Source organism: Halapricum hydrolyticum (assembly GCF_025517535.1).
GTDB classification, from domain to species: Archaea; Halobacteriota; Halobacteria; order Halobacteriales; family Haloarculaceae; genus Halapricum; species Halapricum hydrolyticum.
Genome location: NZ_JAOPKC010000007.1, coordinates 1 through 12,059, shown reverse-complemented (window position 1 = coordinate 12,059; position 12,059 = coordinate 1). Strand labels below are relative to the sequence as shown.

Below are 12,059 nucleotides of genomic sequence, written 5' to 3'. Positions count from 1 at the left end.
AACGAAACGAACACAACGAGAGAAACGAAGACAATGACCGACACCAATACCGCACGAATCACGGTGGCGAATCAGAAGGGAGGCGCGGGGAAGACAACCGACGTCATTCATACTGGCGGCGCACTCGCCGCCCGAGGTCACGACGTCCTCTTGGTCGACATCGACTACCACGGAGGGCTCACGTGCTCTCTTGGCTACAACGATCTGTACTACGATACCGACCGTACAACGCTGTTCGACGTCCTCGACTTCGACCAGATGGAGTCGGTGAACGACATCATCGTCGAGCACGAGGAATTCGACATCCTTCCCGCCAGCGAGAAACTCGCGAACAACAAGAACATCCAGACGCTGCTTGAGGCGCCGAAGAGTCGCGAGCGGTTGGAGATGACTCTCGACGAACTCGAGAAGGACTACGACTACATCATCGTCGACACGCCGCCATCCCTGAACGTCCTCACCGACAACGCCCTCGTCGCAACCGGCAACGTCGTCATCCCCGTCATTCCCGAGAAGCTCAACGCCAACAGCCTCCAGATTTTCGCAAAGCAGCTGAGTTCCCTCGAACAGGCGTACGGAGACATCAATCGGCTCGCGATTGTCTGTAACCGCGTCGAGCAGAACGCTGAACACCGCGACACCATCGAGGAGATCAAGTCGGCGTACTCCCTCCCGGTGTTCGAGATCCCGAAGCGGACCGACCTCTCCCAGTCGATCGGCGAGGGGGTGTCCGTCTTCGGCTTCGGCAAGGAGAACCAGCGCGTCGAGGATGCACGCGACCTGTTCAACGAGATTGCCGACCTGTTCGACGAGACGTTCGAGAAGACTGCGCCTGAGGAGGTGAAAGCATGAGCGACGGCTGGGGTGATGCTTCCGGCATCGAGGGCAACTACGAAGAGGAGGACGATGAGGTCGATTCCAGCGAAACGAGCGAGGTGAGTGAAACGGTGGAAACAAGTTCATCGACCGAAACGACCGAATCGACTTCAACGAGTGAAACGAACGAAACGAGCAAAACGAAGACGAACATCAAGGACGAGTGGAATGGGCGGACGATCTACATTCCCGACGATGTCCTCGACGAGATGGAGGATACCTACCTCGAGTCCCAGCTAAAGCTCCGCAAGGCGGGCCAGGACGAGTTCAAGAAGAACCGCCACTTCTACCCGCTACTCGTTCAGTTTGGTGTTGAGGCGCTCTCTGAGGCGGATGCCGAGGAAATAAAGGCTCGGCTTTCGGAACTCGGAGACGAATGACCTCGCGCAGAGCGAGGCCCGAGTTTTTGTATAGCGATATACGCTATACATTCTACTGTAGTGCGGAGTTCCGGCGCTAAGAGACTCTAGACCCCCGAATTCTCCCGATGGCTCGAAAACAACAAGTGGTCCTGATTATGCCAATAATCACGACCACTTTGAAGTACCCCGACGCCGTCGGTGAAGCACGGATGCTGCAATCGGCTCAGAAAGACGCTTCCCCCGGGGTAGACCCGCCAAGAACGGGTTTCGAGATTTCTCTGGGTCGCCTCAGCCAAGTCCGCGGAGATAGCGAGGGCAGTCCTCGTGATAGACTAAATGCCTGTGACCTATTTTATGACACAGCACGAACGGGGTTGTATGACTGGAGGTGAATCGATTTCCGAGGGTCCGATGGAACGCCAACCCACGGGTGAAGACCGGGTGCGGATGGTTGCCCGACAGGTTTCAGAGCCGCGGACAGCAAACTGGATCGCCTCCGAAGCAGACTGGTCACACGGGCCGACCAAGCGCGTCCTCGAACATCTCGTCGACGACGACATCCTCCACCGTGACGACACCGGGGGCCACACGACATACTTCCCCGATTATCGTCGTCAAGCACTCACGGAGGCCATACGCCTTCGGGACAGCGACCACACCGTCGAAGACCTCACCGAACGGCTCACCGAGATGAACGCTCAGATCCGAGGATGGAAGGACGAGTTTGATGTCGAGTCACCGAACCAACTTCGCGGGACGATCGCTGACCAGGTACTCGACGTCACCGAAGAGGATCGTCGCCGAGAGATCGCGCGCGAGTGGGAACAGCTCCAACGGCGAATCGAAATTGTGGGTTTTGCCATCCGAGAGTGGGACTTTCTAGCCCCAGCGACCGAACGTGGTGGGGCCCGGAGGTGACGGACCTCGTTCTCCGCACGTCCATTGCTGGCAGATGAATATTTAGGCTGATCCCGACTCACGTATAATGTTTTTATAGTAGTGGTCCGTGATACGGCACATGAACCGCGAGACGGATAGTACGAATTCGTCTGGAGTAGCTATTTCTCTTTCAATACCCCCTTTAGATCCGACTTTATTCAAACACAAGGCGACGAGCGACGTCCTTCTCTTTTTAACAAACCACCGATTCAGTGACTTCTCACTGCGAGAACTCGCGACACAGATCGGTCACTCACACCAGTCCGTCCGACGGGCAGTAAACGTTCTCAGCGCGAACGACTTGGTCGTCGAATCGCCCGAAAGCAACCAGCGACTCGTCCAGATCAACAGACAGCGCCTGTCGATTCCAGACGATCCGATCCTCCGGATCCCCCAACCAGAGTATCATCAACCCGTCAAAGCTGCGGTTACGGAGCTTCGTGAGAACATCAACGACGTCGTCGGCATCATCCTCTATGGGAGTGTGGCTCGGGGCGAGGCTGACCGACGGAGCGATATCGATCTCTGGGTGCTAACACGGTCTGGGCGGGCCGAAAGCCAACGAGAAGCGAACACCATTGCCCGTGACCTCGAAGACACGGAGTTCGATGGTGACCGATACGCCTACGATATCGATGTCGAGGCCGTCCAGGCGATCCCGGCGTACACCGAAGACATCCGAGAGATCGTCGTTTCAGGGATTCCGGTCTACAAGACGAATGACTTCGAAACCGTCGAGAACCTCCTCTTGGAGGAAGGAGCCTCTGATGAGTAACGGCTCGGACCCGACCGCTGTGCTCGCAGCACTCGACCGTGCACAGGATGCCTTCGAGATGGTCGGACGCGGTCGAATAGCGTTCGAGGACGGGATTAGTGCCGACGAAGACTGGAAGACACAGCTGACGAAAGCGTGCCGCCTCCTCGAGGTCGTTGACACTCTCCAGTCACAGGATGGGTACTACACGGCCGTCATCGAGGTCTGTTTCGGCGCGATCGAACGGTCGATCGAGGCGTACGCGCTCGCGATGACGAACGATATGCTTCAGGACTTTCAGGACCACCAGTTCAGCTACGAGCGTGCCCACCAGATCGGGCTGTTTGAGCGGGAGACTGCAGAGGCGATGAAGGACCTCTACAGCGAGAACCGGACAGAGAGTTATTACGGCGGGGGGCGTCCAACCGAAGAGCAGGCGGAAGCAATGACTGACCTCGCCGACGCTGTCCATCAGTTCGCAGTGAGCCAGATTCGGGAAGGCGGCGTCTGTCTGTGTGACTGACTACGTTCAACAGTTCAGGAGAGCACTATGGACCGGAATACACCGACGGAACGGACGCCATTGACCTCACTCTCCGAGTCGTTCGAGCGCTACCTCCAGGACAAGGGGAAAGGCCGTGGAGGCGACGGTGGGAATTATCGACGCAACGCCGCCCGCGAACTCGAACGATTCGCTGAGTGGGCCGCCGGCGACCGCGGGGGCGACGACTGGACCGGGATCGTCCCCGACGACGTCGACCGCGACCCCACCTTCGAGGACCTCGACGAACGCGTGTTCCGGGAGTACGCCCGGCATCTCGCCGGCGATCGAGGACTCAAACAGAACACGGTACAAACCTACTATCGCTATATCTCTGCGTGGTGCGGGTGGTGTGTCAACGAGGGATATCTCGAAGCGCACTACGCGCAGCGGGCGAGTGCGATGGCGCCGCTGCCGGAGGACGACGGCCGCAAGCCCGGCGACCAGCAGGCCTGGACGTCCGAACAGCGCCACGCCCTCACCCGCTACGTCGACGAACGGGCTCGCGACGCCGTCGAGGCGTACACGACACTCCCGGAGGATACTGACCCCCTCGACAAGCAGCGAGCGCGCTACGCAGCGCTGAAGGCGGCTCGTGACCGGGCGCTGGTGTTCGTTCTCGCGTACACAGCTGTCCGCGTCGGGGAACTGCTCCGGGATCCGAACGACCCGCGCCGGCGCGGCGTCCGCTGGGAGGACCTCTCCCTCGACGACGGGAGTATGGACGTCTACCGGAAGAAACAGCAGTGGGACGCCGCGAGTCTCCCCGACCCAGTGATCTCGCCGCTGCGGAGCTATCGCCGTCTGATGGACCCACCGACGGAGCGCTGGCCGGTGTTTCCGACGTTCGACCAACGGACGCTTGCAACACTCGTACAGGATGATCTAGCTGACCGAGGGGAACGCCCGAATGCAATCGACGAGCGACGTGGCGAATACGCTCGCGACTTCATACTAGCGCTTGAAGAGGATATTCGGCCGCCGTCGATCACAACGGATGGAGCACGGTCGATTCTTCAGCGACTCTCGGATAACGCAGAGATCGACATCGACCATCCGAAACACGATTATCTTGCTCCGCACGGTGGTCGACGTGGAATGGGCGAGGTACTTGTTCGTGCGTTTGGTTACACCGTCGCTGCCCGGTATTTAGACAACTCTGAGGAGATGGTGAGAGAGCGGTACTCACATATTGAAGCTGGTGAACTCGGTGACGTCGCAACTGAAGCACTAGAAGAGATTGATAGTCTTACACAATTGTAGCCGCATTCTCAACACAATCCGTTTTTGAAGAAGACAGGGTAGATGACCAATCGAGGGCTATTCGTTTTTGAGCATCTGCCGGATCAACGGAGTCAGAACCGCGGCAGCGTAACCTGCAGCACCCCACTTCGACGTCATCGAGTAAGCAATATACCCCGCTATCCCTCCAATAACTGCCCGCTGGTAATTTGTAGGCTGCTCATTAAACCACTCTCTGGTCTCAGAACCTGCTAAAATGAAATACGTAATCTGAGTTGGTACCTCCAACGCCAACTCAAAAGAGAAACTACCTGCATCCGGCAGAGTAGCATCCACAGTCGCCTCAGCAGGGCCTGTCTCCGGAACCACCTCGGCAGTAGCCTCCAATGGCTCAGCGTCTACACTTGTCGTCGATGTTGAATTAACAAACTGGGAAGACGGATAGCTACTGGCCGCAGCTGCCGCACTTACGGACGGTTGAATCGCCGCCAAATCAGCCAATACAGACTGAGGAACCCGGATATCTGCAATCACATCAGATAGCATCAATGCAGCTGATTGAGCAACCATATTTTGCTGTTCCTCAATGACAGCAGTCAATGGAGCCAAACTCCGTGCGAGTGCCATCTCCTGCTGAGCAATAATCGGCTGAAGGGCACTTGCCACCATCTTTTCCGTTCGAAACAGCTCTGAACCCACGACGCCAGCTAAAAGAGAAGTCTGATTCTGAAGAACCGTATCGTGGATGTCCGAAATATTAGCCACTGCAGCAACCGTGGAAGCCGGGATTTCAATACTTGAAACTATCTCACTCATATCCAGATCCAACTCTTCCCAATCAAAGGGTAGCGGTGGCGTCTCTTCCTCTGGTGGCTCACCTACCGACAAATCCTCAATATCGTGGTCCAAGTATAGCGCACCGACATACTCTCGAAGCAGATCTTCAACTGGCTCATCATCATTCTCCTCGTCGAACTCTTCCTTCAACTCTCGTTCCAGAGAAAAGTACGCTCGTGATGGCCTCGACGCCTTCGTTGCCACATCCGAGGGATCCTCGAAGATCAAACGGTAAACCGTGAGTGCCTCTTTCGTCGTCTCCACAGACAAGTCCGTCTCGTCAGCAACCGTTTCTACATCTCCTATATCACGCCATAATTCGCCGGCCTCACGAACCGTCTCTACCCACTCAAACGACACCTGCTCCTGACGCTCCTGGCGCTCCTCCTGAATCGCCTCCATCAAATCCTCAAAATCATCTTCACTGCTCGGTTCCTCGTCTTCTTCCTCACTCATTACCAGAAGGGTAAGTAGTACGGCGTAAAAAGACACTTCCCCTGATGGGCTACATGGGCGCTTCAGCTCTAGGTTTATACTGCCTGACGGACTTCTTTCCAGTATGAACCTCGAAGAGACGGTTGATTACCTCGCTGAGGAGTTCGACCTCGAGCGAAGCGAGCACGTGCGTGAGGTCGGTCAGTCAATTGCCGAACTTCGTGACTGATCAGAACATTTCTCTGAAGTCCCGTTCGACGGGCCTCTCCTCTAGATACGTAACGAACCCTTGTTCCGTTGACCCTTGCAGATCGAGTAGATCATCTTGGTCAGCACGTTTGAGGTCTGTCGAAGCGAACTCTGTACAGTGTGTTTCGTGCAGACTCGTCCAGGAGGGTCTCTCGCCCGTGTATGTCTAGCCCGAACTCGGTTAATCGATTCTGGATTCCGTTTTTCCGTACAATTCGGATGAGGGCCAGCTTCCCTTTACGGCGGAATCCAACTCGTGTGGTCGCGGAGCGTTGTATCGGGAGTTTCCATTGTCGCGCCGCACTTTGGGCAGTAATCTTCGATCGCGTCCTCGTCGTAGAGATAGTGGTCACACCTGGGAGGACTGGCTTGGAAATACACGTCGTCCCAGTCGAGATCAGGCTCTCGACCGTAGAGACAGAATGTACTGTGTCCTGACCGCCCTCGGTGGTTCGTCACTAACCGAACGGGACAGTACATACACTCGCGGAGTTCGATTAACGGCTGGTCGGAATGGTTCGTCCAGAGCGTTTCTCGCCGCCCCCATTCGTGAAACCCCTTCGGCCCCCGGCAGCGCTCTATCTCAGGTCGTGTCGCAAGCAGTTTCTCCACCTGTGCGGAATGGTACTGGCTTCCTGCCCACTTCCAGAATGGGTCTCGGTCGTACTCACGGACAATTGCGTTCTTGAGCGCTTTCAGGGGAAAGTCGGGGCCGTACTCGTCGCTCGCGGTGTAGGTATAACTGCCGTCGGACTCGTGAATCCGGCGTAGCTCGCAACCCTGGGCAGTACAGATATCGTACGTAATCAGGTCATCCTGTCCGCGAGGATGGGCATAGGGCGGTACGCGCTCCCACGCGTGTTCGCCGTCGTAGAGGAGCGCTTGGCAGTTCGTAAATCGGCTAGCTTTGCTCGTCCGTTGGGCGTATCCAGAACCGTCGTCTTGCTCAAATTCGGCATCAATCGTGTCGTAGTTGAATGTATCGAGAAGGACTGATGCAGCGCGTATCCAGACGACCGAGTACCCAGCAGCCAAGTAGTCATGCGTCACCTGATGGACGTCCTTGTCCTCGTGGCTGTGCTGTACCTCAACGGCAAGCCCTTCCCCGAAGTACGGATTCCAATCGTCAAAGGTCGCGAGTGCGTCGGCCCGGCGTTCGGTCACAGGTGTCGGCACCTCGGACACGTCGACGTCCACCTCCGTCTCGATGCGGGCGTTTTCTCCGAATTGCTGGTGCAGAGCGACCTCGACACGGGCGACTGCGCGTTCGTGGGTCTCTGACTCGCCGCCATTCGAGCAGCGCTGGCCGGCGTCGTCTGATACGTGGTAGAAGTGTCGAGACTTGCCCGGCGCCGATCGCGGGTACATCGTCCCGCCGCATACCGGACAGGTGACTTCTTCTCCATCGTCGATAATGGCGGGGACGACCGGGCGACCGTCACGACGACCGCGGAAGGGCATATCCCCACAGAATATCTCAATAAGCAAGTATCTCCCCCAGCTAATCGGTCTAGATAAGTGAAGCTAGACTCCGAGAGCGGACTCTATGGAGGGATTCTCTAAGCGGTATTTAGTGTTCTATGTCCCGGATCAGATCTTGCCTCCAGGCCGTATTCCTAATCAGAATTCAAAAACTAGAGAACAATCTCCGGCGATTCTATTCGTCTGATGAGTCGTCGGACCGTGTGTTATCGGGGCTGTCGCTGCCCTTGAATGTCTCGTTGGATCCGAACTGCCCCAGGTCGGGGGCTTCTCCGTCTCCAGAGGATCCGGAGTCACCAGAGTTGCCTTCCTCACTCATAGTATGAAGAGGAGTATCGTCCCGGCCACTAAAAGGATGACGCCGAGGATCGATGTGATGAGTGCGTTATCGACATCTTCAGACTTGTCCTCTGTTTTTGACTGTACCTTGTCGAAGCAGTCTGAGTGGATATTGATTGCACGAGAAAGATATTCAACTTCATCGTAGTCGTGTTCAGCCACCGCTCGAAACATATCGGTTTCAGGGCCTGTACTGATACTCTCTCGTTGTTGTGTTTGGAAGGCCCTGTATGTGGAATAGCCAAGTGAGATAACGGCCCCTCCGAGTAGGAATCCTGAGATTACTGTTATCTGAGTTAAACTGGATTGGGTGGGTACGAGGCTTGCGAAAACTGTAGCGACAAGTCCATTGAATTGTACGACTCGCCAGGCTTTCTGAGTAATATCGTTTAGCGATTGGAGTTCTTGATCGAGTACCCGTCGAGCGTCATCGAGTGCGTGGCGGCGAGCTTCTGAGGAGGTGTCAGAATCTTTCTTTGACTCCTCCTGATTTTCTGTCTCTTCCACGCTGTTACTCATACTCGGCGATATCAGCGGTGAAATAAGAGCCTATGGTCTCTGGGAAACGATTTCTTTTACTGATTTAGCTGATCGTATCTCTCTTTTACGACGTGAGCCGTGAGTCCGACGAAGAATAGGGTGGCTATGCCGACGTTTTCATCATAGTAGGCGTCAGGTGAGCCGTGCATTATTCGGTGACGGTGATTCCAGAAGTCGTCCCATTGTTGTTTGAATGACTCCCCCTCATCGTCTTCGACACCGAAAATGGCGTGTTCATCGTACCATTTCTCTAGAGCACATTTTTTTCGTCCGCCGAAGTAAACGGGGTTTCCGCCGTCGTTGTAGAAGTTAGGGTCAATATCTGGGTCGTTCTCGCAGAGCCAGGTGATCAGGCCATCAAGGGAGGAGAGTAGCAGGTGCAGCCCTTTGTATGGGTACTCGGTTTCAGAGTCATCTAGTTCTTCAGCGAGCGACGTAGATCCCTCTTCGATACGTTCTGCGATGGTGTTTAGATTTGGGACCCCAGTGGATTCGAGATATTCGCGTCCTTCATAGGTCCACTTCATTGCTGTGAAGGAAGCCTCTTCGCTTGGAGAGTAGTCCGCTGGGTCGTAGTCCCAAGGTGGACCGAGGTTGATGTATTCTTCTGCGTGTTGTCTTGATCGCTCTAATCGTTCCTGGCCCTGACGTACTGCTTGAACCAGTTCTTCCATTTCCTCCTGTGAGGGGAGGGCCTCTGTCGCCGCACGGAGCGTATCTTCAGATAGTCCAAAGAGTGAATCATCGGAATCACTCATCGTGTGGGTGTTGTTATCGGAGTAGTATAAATAGTCTTTATAAGTTCGCTCTAGTGGATACAGTACCATCGGCAGTATCTGGTCGAGATTCTGCGTAAAATCTTCGAACCTTTATATAGTGGACAAGAGAAGTCCGCGATGGAATGTCTGACCTCATCGTCAAAGCAGCCGTGAAGGACGCACTCTCGGACAACAACGTCTCGGCGGATTTCTACGACGCCCTCAACGAAGAGGTCGCCGAACTGCTCGAGGACGCCGCAGAGCGTGCCGAGGCCAACGACCGGAAGACGGTCCAGCCCCGCGATCTGTAGCACCGAATTTCGCGAGCTCACTCGTTACTCGAACGTAGCTTTTTGAGGCACCTATTCAGAATCTCTCAGATCTGACGGTTCGATATTAGTCCAGTTAACCAACAAAATCCGCGGTACAACTCTGTTGTTGGTTAAACCTCTATGGGCGAGAACCTTCTACAGTCTCAACTACGATCGGAAATCACGCCAATCTACCCGTTAGGAACGACTCAGCCCTCTATTTCGTTGAGCTCTTCGTACTCTGCTTCACCGTTGAGGATTTGCTCGCCGAACTCAGTGAGGCGGTATGCAGGCTCCTCTTCGTGGCGCTCAGCGAGTTCATGATCAACAAATACCGGACAGCGCTGAGAGATCCATTGGCGACTGAAGTCCGTATTGATCTCGAGATTCTTTGCCGTGTGCCAGCCATCGTACTCGCCCAGTTCTTCGAGAATGTATGGGTCGGCAGGTACTGCCCAATTAACTTCCCGATACATGTGGATACCTACACTGTCGTCCGAAGAGATGTATATATCCCCCGATGCGTTTCTTACCCATTCTATCAGATGCTATGAGATACAGAAAAATTCCCAAGAATACGTTCGAATGTTCAGATTCATATACCCGGTCTGTTTGTGATAGAATTGAACGCTGATTCCACGCATCCGTACGAGCTCGTGATCTATCGGACGATGGAACAGCTAACCATAGACACGTATGCAAGTATCAGATACCGATTCCCCGCAAGAAAAGCCGAAAACCACTCGATGGAGTACTGTTGGACTGAAGTTCCCCCTCACCATGGCAGTCCTCTCCCTCATTGCGATTGAACCAGCACTCGCTCAACAAACATCACAGAGCGCGGTATGCAATGCTGACAATCTTCCCGGAATGATTGAGGGGTTCTTCCAGCTAACTACTGGGCTGGGCATCGTCGGTCTCGCCATCGTCTGGCAAGCTGACTCCCTCATCGAGATGTTCACGCTCAATCCAGATCAGAAGAAGGGGCTCAAGCGCCACAAGCGCTCGGCAATGAAGTCCGCTGTGGTTCTCGTTATCCTCGGCCCTCTGTACACCGTCGCCGGCTCGATGATGGGACTTCCACTGGCGCAGTGTATTGACCTCGTCCCCTGGTAAGCCATTCACTCCTCTCTCATCGTGAGACCCCAACAACAACGCGAACTAACCGTACTCATCGCAGCCCTCTGCGTGGCTAGCCTAGTCACGGGTATCGTCTCGGCGAATCCGCCGCGACCAGGTACGGAAGATAACGGACTCACTGAGAACGAGTCAGCGACACTCTGGTCTCGCGATGCGGACAATTACATCAGTCAAGAGGAGTACCGCCAGCGCTACGGTGACGAGCGGACGTCAATCCACCAGCTTGCGAACGGGACGGATATTACGTTCAAGCGCCCGCCCGAGACTGCCGCAACCTGGACTCGAAACGATTTCGCGGATCTCGAAGCTGGTGGACCAGATACGTCCGTCCATCCACCCCACTCAACTCTCGAAGATGGCGTATTCATCGAGGACGCTCACGCAACAGTGTTCGCAGTTCAGCCGTCAACTCGGGGCCACCTCGAATCCGGTGAAACGCCACTATACATCGCCCCGAATGGCACGATGCGTGGGTTCGTCGATTACCGCGTTCGTATCCCAAACGGGAGCTCTTCGGGTAACAGCACTATCCAGTGGTCGCTTACGGATCACGAGATCGAGGAAGTTCGGCTGCAAAAGGACGGGGAGACCATCGCGAAGACCGATGGATCACACACGCCGGCGATCGACTACCAGATCGACGACGACTGGAGCGCAACCCTCACCCTCGAAGCAGAGGTCCACGTCCGACTGAAGAAGACGACCCGGACCGACGTTGTCAACGGAACCAATGTTGATGTCGTCTACCGTGAGGAGAGGCGAAACGTCTCGGACTCACTTGACGTTGAGGTCTACGACCTCTCCGCGTACCCCTATTACGCCGAATATCCGAACGGGGATTCCGGCGTTGCCATCTTCCAGTCCCGCCCCTGGCAGGGGTACACGCTTACTGAGGAAGGTGACGCGAGAGTTCGTGGCGTCTGGCGATTCTACACTGCCCGAGACACCAGTTGGGACGGGCTCGTGCGGTCCAACCGAACCGCTAGTACCGAAGTAGAGTCCGACGCGATCCCTGTGTTCGTCCACGCGTATCCCTCCCGAATTGGACCGCGTGCAGAGCCTGTTCGGGACGGCCCGGAGATTGTCGACACGTGGGGGACTGACCGGCCCTCTCCGGCGGGGACCATCGGTGAGAACGTCAATATCGAGGTCGTAACTCAGCTTTGCACGTTGAAGTAGGAGCGTGACGTAGGCGGTAGCAAGGACAGATGATGCCGATTACGGACTTTCTGTCGTGCACGCGCGTGTTCGACA

Annotated in this window: 13 protein-coding genes and 1 pseudogene; 9 read left to right on the top strand and 5 right to left on the bottom strand. The window is 55.5% G+C overall.

Annotation, left to right across the window (positions count from 1 at the left end; genetic code table 11):
- Nucleotides 1-33: 33 nt before the first annotated feature.
- From OB916_RS08195 to OB916_RS08170, 6 genes are all read left to right on the top strand, one after another.
- Nucleotides 34-852 carry a ParA family protein gene (locus OB916_RS08195; RefSeq protein WP_179908262.1) on the top strand — a complete coding sequence of 273 codons (819 nt, stop codon included), beginning with the start codon at nucleotides 34-36 and terminating at the stop codon, nucleotides 850-852.
- Entirely contained in the window at nucleotides 849-1,256 is a 408-nt protein-coding gene (locus OB916_RS08190; protein ID WP_285254313.1) for a hypothetical protein, read from the top strand. Before OB916_RS08195 ends, OB916_RS08190 begins: the two co-directional genes overlap by 4 nt.
- 318 nt (nucleotides 1,257-1,574) lie before the next feature.
- Nucleotides 1,575-2,156, top strand: a complete 582-nt coding sequence (locus OB916_RS08185; RefSeq protein ID WP_315908810.1) for a DUF7342 family protein — start codon at nucleotides 1,575-1,577, stop codon at nucleotides 2,154-2,156.
- Between the two features lie 100 nt (nucleotides 2,157-2,256).
- Entirely contained in the window at nucleotides 2,257-2,952 is a 696-nt protein-coding gene (locus OB916_RS08180) for a nucleotidyltransferase domain-containing protein (RefSeq protein ID WP_315908809.1), read from the top strand.
- Nucleotides 2,945-3,454, top strand: coding sequence for a DNA-binding protein (locus tag OB916_RS08175; RefSeq protein ID WP_315908808.1), 510 nt, complete (start codon nucleotides 2,945-2,947; stop codon nucleotides 3,452-3,454). Before OB916_RS08180 ends, OB916_RS08175 begins: the two co-directional genes overlap by 8 nt.
- A gap of 27 nt (nucleotides 3,455-3,481) precedes the next feature.
- Nucleotides 3,482-4,735 carry a tyrosine-type recombinase/integrase gene (locus OB916_RS08170; RefSeq protein ID WP_315908807.1) on the top strand — a complete coding sequence of 418 codons (1,254 nt, stop codon included), beginning with the start codon at nucleotides 3,482-3,484 and terminating at the stop codon, nucleotides 4,733-4,735.
- Between the two features lie 57 nt (nucleotides 4,736-4,792).
- Here OB916_RS08170 and OB916_RS08165 read toward each other — a convergent pair whose 3' ends face one another.
- The 4 genes from OB916_RS08165 to OB916_RS08150 all read right to left on the bottom strand — a co-directional run bounded on the left by OB916_RS08165 (nucleotide 4,793) and on the right by OB916_RS08150 (nucleotide 9,354).
- On the bottom strand, nucleotides 4,793-6,007 hold the full coding sequence (locus OB916_RS08165) for a hypothetical protein (RefSeq protein WP_315908806.1): 1,215 nt from the start codon (nucleotides 6,005-6,007) through the stop codon (nucleotides 4,793-4,795).
- Nucleotides 6,008-6,472: 465 nt separating this feature from the next.
- Entirely contained in the window at nucleotides 6,473-7,696 is a 1,224-nt protein-coding gene (locus OB916_RS08160) for a competence protein CoiA (RefSeq protein WP_315908805.1), read from the bottom strand.
- Nucleotides 7,697-8,032: 336 nt separating this feature from the next.
- Nucleotides 8,033-8,575, bottom strand: a complete 543-nt coding sequence (locus tag OB916_RS08155; protein ID WP_315908804.1) for a hypothetical protein — start codon at nucleotides 8,573-8,575, stop codon at nucleotides 8,033-8,035.
- A gap of 56 nt (nucleotides 8,576-8,631) precedes the next feature.
- A complete protein-coding gene (locus OB916_RS08150) occupies nucleotides 8,632-9,354 on the bottom strand; it encodes a hypothetical protein (RefSeq protein ID WP_315908803.1) in 723 nt (240 codons plus the stop codon).
- Nucleotides 9,355-9,497: 143 nt separating this feature from the next.
- Here OB916_RS08150 and OB916_RS08145 point away from each other — a divergent pair, with 143 nt between their 5' ends.
- Nucleotides 9,498-9,665 (top strand): DUF1931 domain-containing protein, encoded by a 168-nt coding sequence (locus tag OB916_RS08145; RefSeq protein ID WP_315908802.1) that lies wholly within the window; start codon nucleotides 9,498-9,500, stop codon nucleotides 9,663-9,665.
- A gap of 209 nt (nucleotides 9,666-9,874) precedes the next feature.
- Here OB916_RS08145 and OB916_RS08140 read toward each other — a convergent pair whose 3' ends face one another.
- Entirely contained in the window at nucleotides 9,875-10,141 is a 267-nt protein-coding gene (locus tag OB916_RS08140; protein WP_315908801.1) for a hypothetical protein, read from the bottom strand.
- A gap of 220 nt (nucleotides 10,142-10,361) precedes the next feature.
- Here OB916_RS08140 and OB916_RS08135 point away from each other — a divergent pair, with 220 nt between their 5' ends.
- Together OB916_RS08135 and OB916_RS08130 are read left to right on the top strand one after the other, a co-directional pair.
- On the top strand, nucleotides 10,362-10,781 hold the full coding sequence (locus OB916_RS08135) for a hypothetical protein (RefSeq protein ID WP_390884058.1): 420 nt from the start codon (nucleotides 10,362-10,364) through the stop codon (nucleotides 10,779-10,781).
- 21 nt (nucleotides 10,782-10,802) lie between these two features.
- Nucleotides 10,803-11,975, top strand: a pseudogene (locus tag OB916_RS08130) (hypothetical protein); the annotation flags it as partial.
- Between the last annotated feature and the right edge of the window lie 84 nt (nucleotides 11,976-12,059).